The sequence below is a fragment of the Asticcacaulis taihuensis genome (genome assembly GCF_900100255.1).
Classification (GTDB): domain Bacteria; phylum Pseudomonadota; class Alphaproteobacteria; order Caulobacterales; family Caulobacteraceae; genus Asticcacaulis; species Asticcacaulis taihuensis.
In genome coordinates this window covers 678,464-696,177 of record NZ_FMTS01000001.1, presented here as the reverse complement: position 1 = coordinate 696,177, position 17,714 = coordinate 678,464, and the positions used below count along the sequence as shown (strand labels likewise).

Below are 17,714 nucleotides of genomic sequence, written 5' to 3'. Positions count from 1 at the left end.
GCAGGAAGGGGGTTGCAGTGCGAACGCTTCTGACTATACTCCGCGCCTTTCTCAAAGGGCCCGTTTTTCAAGGACTTTCACATGGCTGACACGCCGCAGGTTGCCATCATCATGGGCTCCCGTTCCGACTGGAGCGTGATGAAGGCCGCCGCCACCGCGCTCGACCAACTGGGCGTCAGCTATATGTCGCGTGTCGTCTCGGCGCACCGTACACCGCAAAGGCTTTATGAATTCGCCACGGGGGCCAGGGCGGCGGGTTACAAGGTCATCATCGCCGGCGCCGGCGGCGCAGCACACCTGCCGGGCATGACTGCTTCCATGACCACCCTGCCGGTACTGGGTGTGCCGGTGCCGGTGCGTGATGGCCTGAAGGGGATTGATTCGCTGCTCTCCATCGTCCAGATGCCGGGGGGCGTGCCGGTCGGCACGCTGGCGGTCGGCGAGGCGGGGGCGAAGAATGCCGGCCTTCTGGCGGCGCAAATTCTGGCGCTGAACGATCCGGCTCTGGCCGAACGCATCGAAGCCCTGCGCCAGGCCCAGACCGACAGCGTTCCCGATACAGTAGAAGATTAAGATGTTGAAAGAACCCCTGCCGCTGGGCAGCACGATCGGTATTCTCGGTGATGGCCAGTTGGGACGGATGCTGTCTCAGGCCGCTTCGCGGCTTGGCTTCAAGGTCGTGACCTTCGGACCGGATGCCGGTTCGCCCGCCGCACAGGTGTCTCTGGCCTCGAAAGTGGCGGCCTATACCGACGAGGCCGTGCTGGCCCGCCTGGCTGAAAGCTGCGATGTCATTACCTTCGAGTTCGAGAACGTTCCCGCCGCCAGCCTCGATTTCCTGACCGGCAGGGGCGCCGTGGTGGCGCCGTCCTCCAAGGCCCTGCGCATCACCCAGGATCGTGTTCTGGAAAAGAGTTTTGCGCGTGAGGCCGGTATCGGCACGGTCGATTTCTATGAGATCAACAGCCTGTCGGATTTGCAGGGCGTGCTGAAAAGTTCCGGCCTGCCGGCTCTTCTGAAGACGCGCCGCGAAGGTTATGACGGCAAGGGGCAGGTATGGATCAAAAGCCTGGAAGAGGCACTGGCCGCCTATGACAGCCTGAATGGCCGTCCGTCTATCCTGGAAGCAAAGGCCAGCTTTACCCGTGAAATCTCGGTGGTGGCGGCGCGCGGCTGGAACGGCGAGGTCAAGACCTTCCCGATCGGTGAAAACCATCATGTCGGGGGTATCCTCTCGACCACCCTGGCGCCGGCCCAGGTCTCGGAAGCGGTGACGGCGGCGGCGCATGAAATCGCGCGCAAGGTGCTGGAAGGGCTGGACTATGTAGGTGTCCTGGCGGTCGAACTGTTCGTTTTGCCGGGTGACGAACTGCTCCTGAACGAGATTGCCCCGCGTGTGCATAATTCCGGTCACTGGACGCAGGATGGCTGCCTGTGCGACCAGTTCGAGCAGCATATCCGCGCTGTGACAGGCTGGCCGCTGGGCGATACATCGGCCCGCTGCACGGTCGAAATGACCAACCTTCTGGGACCGGATATCCTCGAATGGCCCACCCTGGCCGCTGAGGCGCAGTCGCGCCTCTATGTCTATGGCAAGGATGAGCCGCGTCCCGGTCGCAAAATGGGACATATCAACCGCATCAAGGCTTAGTCACGCAAGGCACGCTTTTTGCAGTTGCGAATTGACTTTTGATCGTCCGGCCGGCCACTCTCTTTGCAAGGCTCTCCCCAGCTAAAGGAATTACCCATGTTTATTGTCACCCTGACCTATACGGTCCCCAATGACGAAGTCGATCGTCACCTCGAAGCCCACATGGCGTGGCTCAAGGAAGGCTATGCCAGCGGCCTGTTCCTGGCGGCTGGCCGTCGCGTACCGCGCACCGGCGGGATGATCTTCGCCGAAGGTAACCGCGAGACGGTCGAAGCCATGCTGCGCCGCGATCCGTTCCATATCAACGGCGTCTCGGAATATGTCATTTCCGAAGTCAATATCACCTCGACCGCGCCGGGCCTGGAAGGGCTCAAGGCGAAGGCAGAACTGGCCGCTTAAGCTGCCTGTGAGTTCTAATCAAGCCCCGCCGGAGCATCTCCGGCGGGGCTTTTTTGTTATATTCTGTCCAAACTGCCGCTGCCAGGATATGCTATACCTCAAATTTTGGGGGGATCATGCGTATAGCTCGGTATATTTGTATCTTGATTTCAAGTGCCTTGCTACTTCTACTGGGAGGTACAAGCTTCGCGCAATCTTTCCAGGAGAGTCTGAGTACTGCTGAAAAAGGTGACGTTTTCGCGCAATATCAGACGGGGCTAAACTACTATTATGGGCAGGGCGTTCCGATAGATAAGGGAAAAGCCGCTGAATGGTTTGAAAAGTCCGTGGACGGTGGGTTGCCCTGGGCGGCTGGCCTGTTGTCGGAAATGTATCTGAGTGGAGATGGCGTCAAAAAAGACCCGGAAAAGGGAAAGCACTATGCTGAAGAAGCCGACAAATATGTTGTGGATACTATGCTGCATCCTGAAAAATACGCATTTGTCGATGAGCACCTTCGGCAGGTAGCAGAAGATCAAACCCGCGAACTTCTGGCACAAGCACAGTCGGGAGACTTGGAAGCGCAAAAAAACGTAGCGCAAAATTATGAACAGGGCTTGGAGGGTTTTGAACAAAATGATGTTCAGGCTTTTGCATGGTATAAAAGAGCAGCCGCTCAAGGCGATGCGACATCAATGTACGCTATCGCGCAGTTATTAGTATCGTCAGATAAGGTGGCGCTTGATCTCTCACCTCAGGCCACAATCGATGAAGCTGTTGCATGGATGAAGAAAGCAATCGAAGCCGGATGGGGCTTGCCGCAGGATATAGTCCGCTTTCAAGAGCTTACACCTGAAGGGCTAGCTGAAGCGCGTTTGTATGGTCGTATAAATGCTGCGGAACAGGTACTGATATGCGCGCAAATCAAAACACTTCCTTGTTCAGATGAAGACAAGCGTCAGGCACTTCTTGTTATCAGGCAAGCTGCGGAGGATGGAAATAATTGGGCGCAATATTTATGGGGAGCGGCACTTCTTCAGTCTGACATGATGCGCTTGCTGGGACAAGCAGTGGATCCGACAGGTGCAATATCTTTTCTGCTTAAGGCGTCAGAAGATGATGTGCCGGAGGCTATGATGTTATTGGCGAAGCAATATGAGCGCGGCGACATTGTCGCTCAAAACCTGCCGGCGGCCATGAGTTTGTACGACCGCGTCATCGCTAATTACAAAAAGAATAATGCGTCAGGTGGTGATGGATCAGAGGCTGAGTGCCGACTACATTATTTGCGAGGCGACAAGCTTGAACCTTATCAGGAGGAAGCTTGTAGTTGGATTGCTCATGATTATGAGGTCGTAGCCAAGACACAATGAAATCCCCGCCGAAGTTATCACCTTCGACGGAGATTTTTTGTTACATCTTCATGCCAGTCATTGAGCCAGACATCGGGTGGATCTTGAGCTGTAAAAAGCCGACCGTGCCGTTGGGGTGATCGCTATAAACCGGCTTCAGGACATCGGGCACTTCATTGAACTGGCGCACCAGCCCAAGGCCGAGCGTCATGTCATGTCCCAGATCGAACGTGCGGATGGCGCCGATCTCGGTCTTGCTCACCCAGTAAGCGCCGTCATGGACCAGTTCGTCATTATAGACGCGCTCATGACGGCCCAACGCCATCCATTTTTCGTTGAATTTGAAGGTATTCTCGAACAGGTATCCGTCGGAAGGCTTTTCGCTACTATGCTCAATCTCTTTCCGCCCCCAGGCCAGGGTTGAATAGAGCGTCCCGGCCCTGAAGGCGCGATTGTAATCGAAGCTCACCGATCGCCGTTGGAGGTCTTCATCCGGCGCGAGTTGTTCGGGGCTGACCTGGTGCGCCCACGAAGCTTGCGCTGTCAGGCGATCGCTGACCTGCCAGGTGAGGCGAACCGCCGTGGAATCCAGCTTCGGCGTATCGAGGTTGAAGCGGTATTGATCCGGTTCGCGGCCGGTGAACTGCGTCACCTCAAGCTGTAATGGCCCCTTGGCGACACCGGCGGTGACTACGCCCATGGTGATATGGCCGGAATCGAGCCAGTGATGGGTGATCGGTGCGGTCGGAAAGTTTTCGCCGGACGCCCGGTGCATGAAGGCGGTCGGGCCGAAGCCGAATTCACCCGGCCAGCCGATGAGGACGAAGGCTTTGGCGTTACCATCGAAACGGTGCGTCAGTTTGGCGGTAGCACCCATGAAAAGGTCGTGCGGATGCTGGGCATCGACCAGATGATGCACGCCATCCGCCGTTTCGCCGGTTTGCAGCAGCAGGGGATAGCCACCCTTGCCCATGAAGGCGTCAGGCGACAGCATCAGGTTGAGGTCGAGCGTATTGCGATTGTCCAGCTCGCGCGACGCCATGATCATGGCCATGCCTTCGACGAAGTTTTTCGAACCGCCGCGCGGGCCTTCCTGATTATCCGCCACAAAGTTCAGCACGGCATGTGACATGACCTGCCAGCCGGATTTCGAGGCGTCCCCCATATGGCTCATGTTCATATGATCCATGTGCGACATGTCCATATTGGACATATCCATGCCGGACATGTCATGATCCACGGTTTGGGACGAGGTGGCAGGCGGCTTCTGATCCTGTGTGTGGTCTGCCCCATGATCAGGCGCGGCGGTTTGTGCCGGCATATCCATATTGGGCATGTTTTGGGCGAAGGCCGACGCGGCGGACAACGCAAAAAGCACCGCCAGGGCGGTTGTCGACTTTAGATAAGACATAAGCTGTCTCCTGAAAATATTTGATGAAAAAGAGTTTATTCCATCAAGTGATTTTCGGCGGACGCGGCTCCAGGCGGGCGGGCAGATCGGACAAGGGCATAGACCGTGCGGGAAGCAAGCGGGCCCTTTGATAGGGGCGAGACAGAAGCGGCACCGGCTCAGTACCGGCCGCCAGCACCGGCTGGCTGCAACAGGGCATGACCGTCTGGGGCGTCGCAGGCGTATCCGGTTTGTGGTGCGGCGCCGGCTTGCCGGTCATTTCCATATGATCCATATGGCAGGACATGTCGCTGGCCACTGCCGGCGCTGCCATGGTCGCCGTCATTGAGAACAGCAGCCAGACGCAGGCGAGCAGGGCGCGCACGGCCGTCATGCGGCGTTTTGTCCGAATCTCAGGCGCCCCAGGGTGCGCGCGAGATTGAGCGCGATCTCTTCCGGCTTGACCGGCAGCTTCGCCTTGAATTTCTCGAACTGCATGACCTGTTCGATATTGCGGTCGATCTGTTCAAGCTGAGCTTCCCTGCCCAAAGAACCACCAAGCGACAGGCGGGTCATCATCGCGGTGGTGATGATGCCGGAAACGATCATGCGCTTGGAGTAGTGATTTTCGTCCAGCGCCGTGTCACCGGCCAGCCGCCAGATGATGTCGGCGGTTTGCCAGAGCAGGCGATGGTAGAGCGCGGCATGGTGGGGCAGGGCGAAATAGCCCATCAGGCGCCGGGCCAGCTTTTCGTCATGAGCGGCGGCGTCGAGCCGGGTATTGAGGAGGAAGGCGATTTTTTCGCGGATCTTCATGCCAGCCAGCGATTCGGCTGTTTCCGGGCGAAGCAAGTTCTCATCGTGCTCGCGCCACAGGATGGCGGCGATATCGGCGGCGCCATGCGGCGCGATCAGGTCGCGCTCGCCTTCGCTTAGCCCCAAGCTGCGCGCCCCGGCTTCCACGCTCTGCCGGTTCAGGCCGAGTTCGGGCACAAAGGCGGCCACGGCCTTCGCCAGGCGGGATTCGGCGGCCTTAAGACCGGAAAGGGGCGCGGACAGGGTCATATGGTTACAATAGGCGCTGCCGGGCTTTCCGCCAAGGGGAGAAGTCAGTCGTTACGGCAACAAAATGTCGCATCTGCGAATGCTGCAAAGGTCGCAGTCATTCAGAAAATCGGCAAAAAGCGATCAAAAATCCCTTTTGAAGCAGGCTTTGTCTGGACAAGGCAGTTCGCCTCATGTATGGGCAAGGCCGATCTTCCTGCACGCCTTTGGTTTGCGGGCGTAAGTTTCTTTTTCACAATTGGCCGAGGGGCCGCTGCCGGTATATCTGGCGCATGTCCTCCCTGGTCCTCGAACTCTGAATGGAGAGATACCTTTTGGTACAGATTTTCGTCCGTGACAACAATGTCGACCAGGCTCTGAAGGCCCTGAAGAAGAAGATGCAGCGCGAAGGTTCCTTCCGCGAAATGAAGCGTCACGTACATTACGAAAAGCCCTCCGAAAAGCGCGCCCGCCAGCAGGCTGAAGCCGTTCGCCGCGCCCGCAAGCTGGCCCGCAAGCGCCTGCAACGTGAAGGTGGCGCCCCCGCCACGCCGCGTCCGGTTCGCGCCTAGTTTATTTGTCCGTTTAGAGATTTGAACGGACAGGCATAATGTTTTAAAGCGCTGAAAGCCCGGCTTTCAGCGCTTTTTGCTGCCTGTGCCGCAGGAGATATTTTCATGGCCAACAGCCCGCACGACCATTCCGAATTGCCGGACCCGGCAGACCTCGGCATACTGACTACCGCCATGCCGGCCGATACCAACCCTTCGGGCGATATCTTCGGCGGCTGGCTGATGTCGCAGATGGACCTCGCGGCCGGCAATATCGCGGCGCGCCTGTCAAAAGGGCGTGTGGCCACCATCGCGGTTGATGGCATGGTCTTTCTGACACCGGTGCAGGTGGGGGACGAGGTGACGGTCTACGCCAAGGTCATATCTGTCGGGCGCACCTCAATGAAAATGAAGGTCGACGCCTATCGCCGTCCGCGGGAAGGTGAGGACAAGGTGCGCGTGACCGAAGCGATCTTTACCTTCGTAGCCATAGATGACAATGGAAAACCACGCCCGGTGGCCGGCGGCTGAGGTCTCTAAACCGGCATTTGTCAGGCCCGGCCGGATTGTGTTAATAATAAGGCATTGACCGGATGGCCTGATCGGGACATCAATGCGTCATGTAACAGGGATGAGGGGTATCCATATGGCCAAATCGTCGTTTGTCGGCCGCTTTCAGGACTGGATCAGCGAGTGGGATGACGGGAAGACGCGCCAGACGCTCATGGTCGTCCTGGTCGTGCTGTCCGGTCTGCTGCTGGGTATGCTGGTCTATACGATTGCCAAATATGTGCTCGATCAACTCTTCCCTTTTCCGCCTGGCATTTACATGGTGGATGCCGAGCAGAAGGCCGAACTGATGAAGACTGTGGCGGGGCAGGTCTTTATCATTATTCCGATGACCTGGGCGGTTGGCACGCTGGTCGGCGGTTATTTCGCCACACTGCTGGGCAAGGTCGGGCAGTTTCCCGCCTGGCTGACGGGAATCCTGCTGACGACCTATTTCTGGATCGACCTGCTGCACCTGCCGAACACGACAACCCTGTTCATCCTGTGTCCGGTGATCGTCGGGATCTGCGCCTTTGCCAGTGGCTGGCTGGGCATGTACATGACGGCGCAGAAGGCGGTCAAATCCCAGCAGGCCGAGGTTTAACACTTCGGCGAACAATCTTACTTTGGCGGCCAATCTTATTTTGGCGGATTGTCGTAATGCGCCAGGCTGACCGTATTGCTGAAGGTCAGGCGGGTGGCGCCGTTCATCTGGGACGGCACGAAATAGGGCGTGCCGGCCGGATATTCGCCGGCTGAGGTTGTCTTCGGCAGGGGCTTCTTCTGGCCGTTGGCGAATTCCGCCTCGCCATTGCCACCGCCGACAAAATAAACGCGATCGAGCTTTGGCAGCATCAGGGCCAAGGGACCGGCGATCCTGCTCATGGCCGAATTGGCCTGCCTGACACCGGTGGCGAGGCCGGTGGCATCATAGGTTTTCCCGTTCGGCTGGGTCGAGAAGACATGCAGTTTCATGGCATAGCTGCCGCTGGCAGGGCCGCTGATCCTGATCCTGGCGCCGCTGTTCAACTGATCGCGGGTCGGCAATGGCGTGATGCGGCCGTCAGGCCCGACGCGCAGCGGCTGGCTCTGGCCATTATGCGTCATGATGATTTTCACCGCTGCAGGATCGGCGTGTTTGATGCGCACGGCGTAATAGACATTGATCTGGCTGCGATCGGCCGCCGGCAGGTTGAGGAAACCCTTGAGGCCCGGAAAAGCGTCCGAAGCGGACGCTTCCTGGGTGGTGATGCCGTTATTGGTGGTTTGCGCCAGGGCTGGCGAGGCCAGGGGCGCACTCAGGAGGCCCAGGGCCAGCAACGCGGCAGAAGATTTCGACACGGATTTCATCAGCTTCAACATAGTCACCATCACTACAGTTTTGTTATGAACCTATCATAACGTCCGCCATTGTAAAAAATTAAGGCTGAACCGTATCTGAATGGAAACGCCTCTCCGTCGGATAACGAAGAGGCGTTGATAATTTCGGGGCGGGAGCGTACCTTTAAAGCCCCTTCACTATCCCTTCGACCATCTTCTTGGCGTCACCGAAGAGCATCATGGTGTTGTCCTTGAAGAACAGTTCGTTTTCCACGCCGGCATAGCCTGCCGACATGCCGCGCTTGATGAAGAGTATGGTGCGGGCCTTTTCCACTTCCAGAATCGGCATTCCGAAGATGGCCGAGGACGGATCGGTCTTGGCCGCCGGGTTGGTGACGTCATTGGCGCCGATGACGAAGGCGACATCCGCCGTGGCGAACTCAGAATTGATGTCCTCCAGTTCGAACACCTCATCGTAAGGTACATTGGCCTCGGCCAGCAGCACGTTCATGTGGCCCGGCATCCGTCCGGCGACCGGGTGGATGGCGTACTTCACTTCCACGCCTTCTTCCTTGAGCTTGTCGGCCATTTCGCGCAGGGCGTGCTGGGCCTGGGCCACCGCCATGCCGTAGCCGGGCACGATGATGACCTTGGAGGCGTTCTTCATGATGAAGGCGGCATCGTCGGCCGAGCCCTGCTTGACCGGGCGCGTCTCGACCGCGCCGCCGCCGGCCGCGGCGGTATCCCCGCCGAAACCGCCCATGATGACGCTGAAGAAATTACGGTTCATGCCCTTGCACATGATGTAGCTGAGGATGGCGCCGGAGGAGCCAACCAGGGCGCCGGTAATGATCAGGGCGATGTTTTCCAGCGTGAAGCCTAGCGCCGCCGCCGCCCAGCCCGAATAGGAGTTGAGCATGGAGACGACCACCGGCATATCGGCGCCGCCGATGGGGATGATCAGGGTGATGCCGAGCACCAGAGCCAGGATGAAGATACCCCAGAAAGCCCAGGTGGCCAGGCCGTGGGTGATGATCAGGGTGACAATCAGCACCACGACCGCAACGCCCAAAGCAATGTTGATCAGATGGCGGGCCGGCAGGATGATCGGCGCACCGGACATGTTGCCATTGAGTTTGGCGAAGGCGATGACTGAGCCGGTGAAGGTGATGGCGCCGATGGCCACGCCGAGCGACAGTTCGATCAATGATTGCGCTTTTATACCGCCAGCGCCGTCATCGATGCCGAAAGCCTGAGGCGCATAGAGGGCACCGATGGCGACCATGCACGCGGCCATACCCACCAGCGAGTGGAAGGCGGCCACGAGCTGCGGCATGGAGGTCATGGAGACCTTCTGCGCGATGGTCATGCCGATAATGCCGCCGACCGCGATGCCGCACAGGATGATGACGATGGTGACCGGATCGAGATCACCCTTGCCAAGGAGCGACAACAGGGTGACGCCGATAGCGATGGCCATGCCGACCATACCGTAGAGATTGCCCTTGCGGCTGGTTTCCGGCGAAGACAGCCCGCGCAAGGCCAGAATGAACAGGACGCCCGAAACGAGATAGGCGAGGGCGGAGATATTGGCGAAATCCATTTACTTCTTCTCCCCAGCAGGCTTTTCTTTCTTCTTGTACATGGCCAGCATCCGGCGCGTGACCATGAAGCCGCCGAAGATATTGACCGCGGCCAGCGCAGAGGCGATGCCGCCCGCGCCTTTCGACACCCAGACACCGATTCCCGCGCCATCGGCATGGGCCGCGGCGGCGATCAGGGCGCCGACGATGATGACCGAGGAAATGGCGTTGGTGACCGCCATCAATGGTGTGTGCAGGGCCGGTGTGACGCTCCACACCACGTAGTAGCCAACAAAAATGGCCAGCACGAAAATGGCCAGACGGAAGATGGTGGGGTCAACGGCTTCCATAGTTTTTCCTCTTGATCGGCGCCGTCGAAAAGGCGGCATTTGCCAGGCGGATCAGTCCCAGGTCGTTATATTCAAAGGTTTCGGTCACGATATGGCTTGACTGGTTGCGGTAGACGAGGGTGTGCCCCTGTACGCCGATGCAATTGGCAACAGGTTCAAATCTCAGATTAGGGATACGCGGCAACATATTGGAAACATAGGCGTAAAATGCTTGAATATCGGTCAGGGCGCCGTCTTCGGACAGGCCAAGCTTGCGAATGAAAGGCGAGGTGAAGACCAGATCATCGGCGTAGAGATCGCAGATATTCTGCGCGTCGCGCGAATTCCACGCCTCGTACCAGTCGGCGGCCTGCTGTTCATAATTAATGGCCATCAGGCGCCTTTCAGATTGGGATGCACGACAGCGCCACCGGCGGTGACCAGTGCAGCCTTGAGGATTTCGTCTTCCGCGTCCGGCGCCAGATTGCCGTCCTTATCGATCAGCAGACCGACAAAAGCTTGCAGGTTCTTGGCGTAGAGCGCCGACGCGTCGGCGGCGATGGCGGCCACTATATTGGAGAAGCCAATGATCTTGACACCACCCACGTCCACCACCTTGTCGGCGACGCAGCCCTCGACATTGCCGCCCTGAGGTGCTGCGAGATCGATCAGCACCGAACCGGGCTTCATGCTGGCCACCATTTCCTTTGTGACCAGGATCGGTGCCTGCCGACCGGGGATCAGGGCCGTGGTGATGACGATATCCTGCTTGGCGATATGCGAGGCGGTCAGCGCCGCCTGCTTGGCCTTATATTCCGCCGACATCTCCTTTGCATAGCCGCCGGCGGTCTGCGCGTTTTTGAATTCCTCGTCCTCGACAGCCAGGAACTTGGCGCCCAGGGATTCCACCTGTTCCTTGGTGGCCGGGCGGACATCGGTGGCGGTGACGACCGCGCCTAAGCGCCTGGCGGTGGCGATGGCCTGCAAACCGGCAACGCCGACACCCATGATGAATGCCTTGGCGGGCGCCACCGTGCCGGCGGCGGTCATCATCATCGGGAAGGCCTTGCCATAGGCGCTGGCGGCTTCGATGACGGCGCGATAGCCGGCGAGATTGGCCTGGGAGGACAGCACATCCATGACTTGGGCGCGAGTGATGCGCGGCACGAATTCCATGGCGTAGGCCGAAGCGCCTTTGGCCGCCAGGGCGTTCAGTGTGTCTTTCTCGCGGTAAGGATCGAGCGTGGCAATGACGATGGCGCCGTCTTTCAGCGCCGCGATTTCGTCCTTCGCCGGGCCGCGCACCTTGAGTACGATATCGGCTGCCTTGAGCGCCTCTTTCGCCGTCTTGACGATCGTGGCGCCGGCCGCTGTAAAGGCGTCGTCAGGGACCGAGGCGCCAAGACCTGCGCCAGACTGGATATTGACGGTGAGACCGGCGGTGGTCCATTTTTTTACGGTATCCGGGGTCGCGGCGACGCGCGTTTCCCCGGCGGTTTGTTCCGTGGTGACGGCAAGGGTTAGGCCCACTGTGTTTCCCTCTGAACGGCTGCGTATTTGTATTTGCTGCGACCTGAAGTCGTAACTGCGTTACTCTGTTTGTAAAGGTCAAACGGACTGCGAGTCAAAGTCTTGTTGCGCGATTTATGATCGTGCTAATCGTTACCTACACTAAATTGCCACCGGTGTCATGAATTCTTGTGCGCGCGGTCCACAAGTGGCTTGAGCTGTAAAATGGCGGCGGTTGATGTCACGATAAGGCTTGACTGCAAACGTTCGGACCACTTTTCCCGGTGCGCTGGCATCAAGCGCGAATCGCTCTCCACCGGCAGGGCCAGACCGATGCGGACCCCGCCTTTTATGGGCTTAAGGGCAGCGAACTGATAATCGCGGCTGAAGGCGCTGTATCCCTTTCTCTGGGTCGGCACGACATCCGGCAAATGTGTGATCAGTGATTCAAAGGCGGTCAATAGGGCGACTGAGGCCGGCGTTTTCCACAGGGCGGTGCGCAGGGCTTCGGGATTGGTCCAGCCGGCGTCGGGAGGCAGAAATTCATTGAGGATCTGACGGATGCGCGTCTGACTCAGGCCGTGATGCGCTTTAAGCCAGGCGGCGCGGCCTTGACGGGTGGTTTCGGGGCATTCGTCGCGGACGAGATCTATCCAAGACGCAAGGGATTTCCCCGTGTCGTGTTCAAGGCTGACGGTAAGGGCCTTAAAGTAAGCTTCCTGCTTGGGTGTCAGGTTGATCATGACACCCTCGCACCCTAATGGGCCGCGTCAGGTTTCTTTTTCAGCATGAACCAGCCAAGAGCAGCCACAACGATAGCGGCGATCAGAGCGGTCAGCCAGCCCATCTGGGTGCAGGTGAGAATGACGAGGAAAACCAGCACGACGGCGAGGTGCAGGCTGACCCATTTGGTCAGGCTGGCGAACAGTTCGTAGGAATGCTGCTGCTGATGGACATCCATGTGGCCGTGTACGTAGTCGGAATCGTCGTGATGGTCGGCCATGCTCATATCCTTTAACGGGCAGGTGATGTGTCCCTGCAAACAGTGTTTCCTGTACCGGTCTTACAAAAGCCCGCCCGTTTGGTCAATGGGGCGAAATGACGCTTCAAACCAGCGCCTCAAACGCCTCGATCAGCCCTCCCAGACATTTTTTCATTTGTCTGTAAGGCTTACCGTCTTCAAACCAGTGCTTCAAACGCTTCGATCAGCCCTTCCAGACGGGCGCAGCCCATCTTCCAGAACGCCTTGTCGCGCGGGTTCATGCCGAAAGGCGCCAGCGCCTCGACATAGGTCTTCGTGCCGCCCCCGGCCAGAAGTTCGCGGTAAAGCGGCGTGAAAGCTTCCGGATTTTCGCGGCGCTTCTCCATCAGGGCCGAGACGAGCAGGTCACCGAAGGCATAGGCATAGACATAAAACGGCGAGTGAACGAAGTGGCTGACATAGGCCCAGTAAACATCATAGCCATCATTCAGCTTGATCGCCGGACCTAAGCTTTCGCCCATAACCTCCAGCCACAGGGCATTGATCTGGTCGAGCGCGACCTCGCCTTCGAGACGGGCGGCGTGGAACTTTTCCTCGAAGCGATGGAAGGCGATCTGGCGGATGACTGAGTTGAGACCGTCCTCGATCTTGCCGGCCAGCAGAGCCTTCTTTTCTTCCAGCGAGGCGGTGGCGACGAGATGCTCGAATACCAGCCCCTCGGCGAAGATCGAGGCCGTTTCAGCCAGGGTGAGCGGCGTGTCGGCCAGTATGGAACCGAGCGGCTGGCACAGGGTCTGGTGGACGGCGTGCCCCAGTTCGTGTGCTAGCGTCAGGACTTCGCGGCGGTCGCCGGTGAAGTTGAGCATGACATAGGGATGGCGGTTGGCGGTCACCGGATGGGCGTAGGCACCGGAGGACTTGCCGGGCCGCGGGGCGGCATCGATCCATGGTTGGTCAAAGAAACGTTCGGCGCGTTCGGCGAATTCCGGTCCCATCTGGGCGAAGCTGTCGAGCACGATCTTTTTCGCTTCAGCCCAGGTGTAGAGTTTCTGCACGTCCTGAGTCAGGGGGGCGTTGCGGTCCCAGTAGTCGAGCTGCTTCTTGCCGAGCACCTTCGCCTTGACCTTGTAATAGCGGTGCGACAGGTTGGCGTAAGATTCGCTCACGGCCTCTGCCATGGCGTCAACCGCATCCTTGTCGACCTCATTGGCCAGGTGCCGCGAAGCGGCCGGGTCTTCGTACTTGCGCCAGCGGTCTTCGACCTGCTTTTCAAAGGCCAGGGTATTGAGCGCCAGGGCCAGCACGGGCGCGTTTTCTTTCAGCGCTACGCTCAACCCTTGAGCGGCTGCCTTTCGGACACTGGCTTGCGGAGCAGAAAGGCGTGTAAGAGCTTCGTTGAGTGTTAGCGACTCTTTCCCAACCTTGGCGCGCAGGCGGGTCAGGGTCTCGTCGAACAGGCGCGTCCATTGGCCGACGGCCGGCATGCGTTCCAGCATCAGGCGTTCGAGATCGGGCGTCAGTTCGTGCGGACGGCTGGCACGGATGCGGCGCAGCCAGGGGCGCCACTTCTGGGCTTTGGGAGTCACTTTCAGCGCGTTCTCGATTTCCCAGTCTTCGAGCTGGTTCAGTTCGAGCGACAGAAACAGACTGTCGGCCGAAATCATCGCCGCCTGGGTGCCGAGATCGGACTGCATCTTGGAAATGCGAGCGTTCTCGCGGTCAATGGTGGACGCAAGCGTTGCATAGGCCAGCGCGCCGCCCATATCGTCCATCGCCTTCTCATAAAGCCCGGCGGCCTGATCGATCAGCAGTCCGAGGCGTTCCGGATTGGCACGCGCCGAAACGAACTGTCCCTGAAGCTTCGCCAGTTCCTTGACACTTTTCTCCCCTCGCACGAAATCTTCAGCGATTTTAGGGTCTTCCGGCCCGGAATAAAGGTCGGACAGGTCCCAGATCGGGAGGTCATCAGCGGCGAGGGGGGCATGTGTGTTCATGGGATGGGACATAGCGATAAAGCCATGAAAAATCGAGGGGGGGGGGCGCGCATTTTCTACGGCCGTTACGCAAAGGCGGGAATTGGTCGGTGCGAAAACGGGACATTAACTATAGGTCTACACCTGATTTTCACCTCACAGGGGTAGGTTTGTCCCAAAATAAGCCGTGTCCGGAAATATCGGCATGGCCCAATCAGAACGATGGTGGATATTGATATGGCGAAAACGATCCTGATCTGTGACGATGATCCGACGCAGCGCCGCCTGATTCAGGCGGTGCTGGAACGCGAAGGCTTCTCGGTGCTTCACGCGGAAAATGGCGCGCAAGCCTATGAGCGCCTGTCGCAGAATTCGGGCATCGACGCGGTCATCCTCGATCTCGTCATGCCGGGCCAGTCTGGCATCGACACGCTGAAGGAAATCCGCGCCGCCGGTATCCGCACCCCCGTGGTGGTGCTGACCGCTTCCGGCGGCATCGATACCGTGGTCAAGGCCATGCAGGCAGGCGCCCAGGACTTCTTCATCAAGCCAGCCTCACCGGAACGCATTCTGGTCAGCGTGCGGAATGCCCTGCAGATGGGTGATATGGTCGCCGAGGTGGCGCGCCTGAAGAAACACACCGGCAACCGTATTTCCTTCGATGACCTGATCGGCACGTCCGGCCCGATGGCGCTCGTGCGCCGTCTGGGCGAACGCGCCGCCAAATCGTCCATTCCAGTGCTGATCCTCGGCGAAAGCGGCGTCGGAAAGGAACTGATTGCCCGCGCCATCCAGGGCTCCTCTGAGCGCGCCGGCAAGCCTTTCGTAGCGGTCAACTGCGGCGCCCTGCCGGAAAATCTGGTCGAATCCATTCTGTTCGGCCACGAAAAAGGGTCTTTCACCGGCGCCTCCGACAAGCACCTGGGCAAGTTCCAGGAAGCCAATGGCGGCACCCTGTTCCTCGATGAGGTGGGCGAACTGCCGCTCGACATGCAGGTCAAGCTGCTGCGCGCCTTGCAGGAAGGTGAGATCGATCCGGTCGGTTCCAAGCGCCCGGTCAAGGTCGATGTCCGTATTATTTCGGCGACTAACCGCAACCTGGCGGATCAGGTGAAGGCCGGCGCCTTCCGCGAGGATTTGTTCTATCGTCTCAATGTTTTCCCGATCGAAGCGCCATCATTACGTGAACGCCGTGACGATATTCCGGCGTTGATCGACCACTTCATCCGCCGCTTTAACGTGGAAGAAGGCAAGCGCATCAGCGGCGTATCGGCCGAGGCCATGCAGCTTCTGTGCGCCTATGACTGGCCGGGCAATGTCCGCCAGCTTGAAAATACCGTCTATCGCGCCATCGTCCTGGCCGACAGCCCGCATTTGCAGGCGTTCGATTTCCCGGCCATCAGCGGTCAGGTGGCGCCCATGCCGGTCATGGAGCCAATGACGCTGTCCACGGTCGCGCATATGCCTGACGATCAGGATGCCCTGCATGATGCGCCGGTGCGTATCCTTGATGAGGCCGGCCACCTGCGCAAGCTGGAAGATATTGAACGCGACCTGATCGAGCACGCCATCGGCGTCTATGCCGGCCATATGTCGGAAGTGGCCCGTCGTCTGGGCATTGGCCGTTCGACGCTTTATCGCAAGGTGCGCGACTGCGGCCTCGAAGGTCTGGTCAAGGAAGCTGGCTAGATTCTGACCGGCCAAGGCCGCCCAGCAATTGCGCCTGAAGCTTGACGACCTTTTCCGGCGTCAGGTCATACAGGGCAATGATACCGATACCGACCAGGGCCAGTATGGCGGGAGCCAAGCCCATGAGCAGGCGGATATTGTCCAGGATCAGCGGCGACACCGGGAGGTTGGCGGCATAGCCCGCCAGTGCCCAGCCGATAAAGGCGGCTGCACCTGCGGCGCCGACTTTTTTCGAGAACATGATCATCGAATAGGTCATGGCTGTGGCGCGATGACCGGTTTTCCAGGCATTGAAATCGGCCGTATCGGCATACATGGCGAAGGTCAGGGTGCCGATGAAACCGAAGGCGGCGCCACTGACTGCCTGTAGGGCAAACATCAGGAGAATCTGGTGCGGTCCGCTGAGATAGAGGCCAAGCCCCGACAGGGCAACAATACCCAGCATAAGGGCAATCGATGCGGGGCGTGACATTACGCGAGTCACGAAGGCTACGCTGACCGAACCCGCCGCGAGGCCCAGAGTAAAGGTCATCAGGAAACTGACGACCAGGTCGGGCCGGCCGGCATAGGCTTTCATGAAATAGGGCGATATCGATGTGCGCAGCATGGAAGCGGCCATCACCACGCCGGCAAGGCCGAACAGGATCACCCAGGGACGGTTCCTGAACAGTTCGGCGACATCAAGCAGCGGGTTGGCATTGGGAGGCGCGTTGGAGGCAAAGCGTTCGTGCGTTTGCAGGAACAGGTTGACCAGGATGACGACAGCGATGACGCCGTAAATAGTCATGACGAATTGCCAGCCCAGTGCTGCATTGCCACGGCCGGCCCAGTCGATGAACCTTGGCGTGATCCAGGTAATGAAGACGGCGCTGAGGAAGGCGGCGCCGAAGCGCGAACTCATGATCAGTTCGCGCTGGACGGAATCGGGGGTAATGACACCGGAGAGAGCGTTATAGGCGGTATTGGCTGCCGTATAGATCAGGTTCATCAGGATCAGGCCGACATAGGCGCCAATCAGGCGCGCATCCGGGGGGGCATTGGTGATGGAAAAGAACATGATGGCGGAAGCCGCCAGCGGCAGGCAGAGCCACAGGAACCAGGGGCGATAGCGGCCGTGAGCCGTTCGGGTGCGGTCGGCGATGGCGCCAAATACCGGATCGGCGAATGCACTGATCAGGCGCATGGTGATCAGCAGGGTTGAGATGCTGACAAGGCTAAGGCCCACCACATCGCTCAGATAGACCATCAGGAAGGCGGACAGCGGCGCCCAATACAGGTTGAAACCCGTGTCGCCCAGGCTGTAGCTGGCGATCTCTCTGATACGTATCGGTTCGTAGGCGTGCAGGGCCGCCTTGTCGCTGGAAATGGGTGGCATGGATACTCAGGGCACAGGGGCATACTTAATGCCGGTCAT

The 17,714-nt window shown here is 59.0% G+C and carries 20 protein-coding genes; 8 read left to right on the top strand and 12 right to left on the bottom strand.

Translation table 11 applies throughout. The annotated features are described in order from the left end of the window. Positions 1-81: 81 nt before the first annotated feature. The 4 genes from purE (at position 82) to BLO49_RS03290 (ending at position 3,402) form a co-directional block, all read left to right on the top strand. A complete protein-coding gene (gene purE / locus BLO49_RS03305; protein WP_090644132.1) occupies positions 82-573 on the top strand; it encodes a 5-(carboxyamino)imidazole ribonucleotide mutase in 492 nt (163 codons plus the stop codon). A 1-nt stretch (position 574) separates the two neighbouring features. Next, the gene (locus tag BLO49_RS03300) at positions 575-1,651 is read left to right on the top strand and encodes a 5-(carboxyamino)imidazole ribonucleotide synthase (protein ID WP_090644129.1); all 1,077 of its coding nucleotides are present in this window, start codon (positions 575-577) and stop codon (positions 1,649-1,651) included. Positions 1,652-1,747: 96 nt separating this feature from the next. Further along, on the top strand, positions 1,748-2,050 hold the full coding sequence (locus BLO49_RS03295) for a YciI family protein (protein ID WP_090644128.1): 303 nt from the start codon (positions 1,748-1,750) through the stop codon (positions 2,048-2,050). Positions 2,051-2,166: 116 nt separating this feature from the next. Next, positions 2,167-3,402, top strand: coding sequence for a tetratricopeptide repeat protein (locus tag BLO49_RS03290; RefSeq protein ID WP_139159609.1), 1,236 nt, complete (start codon positions 2,167-2,169; stop codon positions 3,400-3,402). A gap of 40 nt (positions 3,403-3,442) precedes the next feature. On the opposite strand, the gene BLO49_RS03285 is transcribed toward BLO49_RS03290, so the two are convergent. The 3 genes from BLO49_RS03285 to BLO49_RS03275 are packed head-to-tail and all read right to left on the bottom strand — an operon-like array spanning position 3,443 to position 5,836. After that, entirely contained in the window at positions 3,443-4,792 is a 1,350-nt protein-coding gene (locus BLO49_RS03285; protein ID WP_090644123.1) for a hypothetical protein, read from the bottom strand. 43 nt (positions 4,793-4,835) lie between these two features. Further along, complete coding sequence (locus BLO49_RS03280) at positions 4,836-5,165, bottom strand: hypothetical protein (protein ID WP_090644120.1); 330 nt, start codon at positions 5,163-5,165, stop codon at positions 4,836-4,838. Then, positions 5,162-5,836, bottom strand: coding sequence for a COQ9 family protein (locus BLO49_RS03275; protein WP_090644118.1), 675 nt, complete (start codon positions 5,834-5,836; stop codon positions 5,162-5,164). Before BLO49_RS03275 ends, BLO49_RS03280 begins: the two co-directional genes overlap by 4 nt. Before the next feature lie 314 nt (positions 5,837-6,150). Between BLO49_RS03275 and rpsU the strand changes: the two genes are divergently transcribed. The 3 genes from rpsU (at position 6,151) to BLO49_RS03260 (ending at position 7,519) form a co-directional block, all read left to right on the top strand. Beyond that, positions 6,151-6,387, top strand: a complete 237-nt coding sequence (gene rpsU, locus BLO49_RS03270) for a 30S ribosomal protein S21 (RefSeq protein WP_090644115.1) — start codon at positions 6,151-6,153, stop codon at positions 6,385-6,387. A gap of 105 nt (positions 6,388-6,492) precedes the next feature. After that, on the top strand, positions 6,493-6,897 hold the full coding sequence (locus BLO49_RS03265; protein WP_170828182.1) for an acyl-CoA thioesterase: 405 nt from the start codon (positions 6,493-6,495) through the stop codon (positions 6,895-6,897). Positions 6,898-7,012: 115 nt separating this feature from the next. Next, complete coding sequence (locus BLO49_RS03260; RefSeq protein WP_090644112.1) at positions 7,013-7,519, top strand: hypothetical protein; 507 nt, start codon at positions 7,013-7,015, stop codon at positions 7,517-7,519. A 35-nt stretch (positions 7,520-7,554) separates the two neighbouring features. Here the strand turns inward: BLO49_RS03260 and BLO49_RS03255 are convergent, their stop codons facing one another. The 8 genes from BLO49_RS03255 to BLO49_RS03220 all read right to left on the bottom strand — a co-directional run bounded on the left by BLO49_RS03255 (position 7,555) and on the right by BLO49_RS03220 (position 14,632). Continuing rightward, the gene (locus tag BLO49_RS03255) at positions 7,555-8,277 is read right to left on the bottom strand and encodes a hypothetical protein (protein WP_245678837.1); all 723 of its coding nucleotides are present in this window, start codon (positions 8,275-8,277) and stop codon (positions 7,555-7,557) included. Between the two features lie 142 nt (positions 8,278-8,419). Continuing rightward, positions 8,420-9,838: an NAD(P)(+) transhydrogenase (Re/Si-specific) subunit beta gene (locus BLO49_RS03250; RefSeq protein WP_090644107.1), complete on the bottom strand. Its 1,419-nt coding sequence runs from the start codon at positions 9,836-9,838 to the stop codon at positions 8,420-8,422. Then, the gene (locus BLO49_RS03245; protein WP_090644105.1) at positions 9,839-10,168 is read right to left on the bottom strand and encodes an NAD(P) transhydrogenase subunit alpha part 2; all 330 of its coding nucleotides are present in this window, start codon (positions 10,166-10,168) and stop codon (positions 9,839-9,841) included. Beyond that, positions 10,155-10,541: a nuclear transport factor 2 family protein gene (locus BLO49_RS03240; protein ID WP_170828181.1), complete on the bottom strand. Its 387-nt coding sequence runs from the start codon at positions 10,539-10,541 to the stop codon at positions 10,155-10,157. The genes BLO49_RS03245 and BLO49_RS03240 overlap by 14 nt, the downstream gene beginning before the upstream one ends. Beyond that, positions 10,541-11,677, bottom strand: coding sequence for a Re/Si-specific NAD(P)(+) transhydrogenase subunit alpha (locus BLO49_RS03235; protein WP_090644100.1), 1,137 nt, complete (start codon positions 11,675-11,677; stop codon positions 10,541-10,543). Before BLO49_RS03235 ends, BLO49_RS03240 begins: the two co-directional genes overlap by 1 nt. 158 nt (positions 11,678-11,835) lie before the next feature. Further along, positions 11,836-12,399 carry a DUF5655 domain-containing protein gene (locus BLO49_RS03230; RefSeq protein ID WP_090644097.1) on the bottom strand — a complete coding sequence of 188 codons (564 nt, stop codon included), beginning with the start codon at positions 12,397-12,399 and terminating at the stop codon, positions 11,836-11,838. Positions 12,400-12,413: 14 nt separating this feature from the next. After that, the gene (locus BLO49_RS03225; protein WP_090644093.1) at positions 12,414-12,659 is read right to left on the bottom strand and encodes an aa3-type cytochrome c oxidase subunit IV; all 246 of its coding nucleotides are present in this window, start codon (positions 12,657-12,659) and stop codon (positions 12,414-12,416) included. Positions 12,660-12,835: 176 nt separating this feature from the next. Next, entirely contained in the window at positions 12,836-14,632 is a 1,797-nt protein-coding gene (locus BLO49_RS03220) for a M3 family oligoendopeptidase (RefSeq protein WP_245678836.1), read from the bottom strand. Positions 14,633-14,848: 216 nt separating this feature from the next. Here BLO49_RS03220 and BLO49_RS03215 point away from each other — a divergent pair, with 216 nt between their 5' ends. Continuing rightward, positions 14,849-16,300, top strand: a complete 1,452-nt coding sequence (locus BLO49_RS03215) for a sigma-54-dependent transcriptional regulator (protein ID WP_090646048.1) — start codon at positions 14,849-14,851, stop codon at positions 16,298-16,300. Here BLO49_RS03215 and BLO49_RS03210 read toward each other — a convergent pair. Next, entirely contained in the window at positions 16,284-17,675 is a 1,392-nt protein-coding gene (locus BLO49_RS03210) for an MFS transporter (RefSeq protein ID WP_090644086.1), read from the bottom strand. The two genes, BLO49_RS03215 and BLO49_RS03210, sit on opposite strands and share 17 nt — an antisense overlap. Positions 17,676-17,714: the final 39 nt, after the last annotated feature.

Coding starts and splice junctions, on each gene's coding strand:
- purE (WP_090644132.1), top strand. CDS start 82: ATGGCTGACACGCCGCAGGTTGCCATCATCATGGGCTCCCGTTCCGAC.
- BLO49_RS03300 (WP_090644129.1), top strand. CDS start 575: ATGTTGAAAGAACCCCTGCCGCTGGGCAGCACGATCGGTATTCTCGGT.
- BLO49_RS03295 (WP_090644128.1), top strand. CDS start 1,748: ATGTTTATTGTCACCCTGACCTATACGGTCCCCAATGACGAAGTCGAT.
- BLO49_RS03290 (WP_139159609.1), top strand. CDS start 2,167: ATGCGTATAGCTCGGTATATTTGTATCTTGATTTCAAGTGCCTTGCTA.
- BLO49_RS03285 (WP_090644123.1), bottom strand. CDS start 4,792: ATGTCTTATCTAAAGTCGACAACCGCCCTGGCGGTGCTTTTTGCGTTG.
- BLO49_RS03280 (WP_090644120.1), bottom strand. CDS start 5,165: ATGACGGCCGTGCGCGCCCTGCTCGCCTGCGTCTGGCTGCTGTTCTCA.
- BLO49_RS03275 (WP_090644118.1), bottom strand. CDS start 5,836: ATGACCCTGTCCGCGCCCCTTTCCGGTCTTAAGGCCGCCGAATCCCGC.
- BLO49_RS03265 (WP_170828182.1), top strand. CDS start 6,493: ATGGCCAACAGCCCGCACGACCATTCCGAATTGCCGGACCCGGCAGAC.
- BLO49_RS03260 (WP_090644112.1), top strand. CDS start 7,013: ATGGCCAAATCGTCGTTTGTCGGCCGCTTTCAGGACTGGATCAGCGAG.
- BLO49_RS03255 (WP_245678837.1), bottom strand. CDS start 8,277: ATGTTGAAGCTGATGAAATCCGTGTCGAAATCTTCTGCCGCGTTGCTG.
- BLO49_RS03250 (WP_090644107.1), bottom strand. CDS start 9,838: ATGGATTTCGCCAATATCTCCGCCCTCGCCTATCTCGTTTCGGGCGTC.
- BLO49_RS03245 (WP_090644105.1), bottom strand. CDS start 10,168: ATGGAAGCCGTTGACCCCACCATCTTCCGTCTGGCCATTTTCGTGCTG.
- BLO49_RS03240 (WP_170828181.1), bottom strand. CDS start 10,541: ATGGCCATTAATTATGAACAGCAGGCCGCCGACTGGTACGAGGCGTGG.
- BLO49_RS03230 (WP_090644097.1), bottom strand. CDS start 12,399: ATGATCAACCTGACACCCAAGCAGGAAGCTTACTTTAAGGCCCTTACC.
- BLO49_RS03225 (WP_090644093.1), bottom strand. CDS start 12,659: ATGGCCGACCATCACGACGATTCCGACTACGTACACGGCCACATGGAT.
- BLO49_RS03220 (WP_245678836.1), bottom strand. CDS start 14,632: ATGAACACACATGCCCCCCTCGCCGCTGATGACCTCCCGATCTGGGAC.
- BLO49_RS03215 (WP_090646048.1), top strand. CDS start 14,849: ATGGCGAAAACGATCCTGATCTGTGACGATGATCCGACGCAGCGCCGC.
- BLO49_RS03210 (WP_090644086.1), bottom strand. CDS start 17,675: ATGCCACCCATTTCCAGCGACAAGGCGGCCCTGCACGCCTACGAACCG.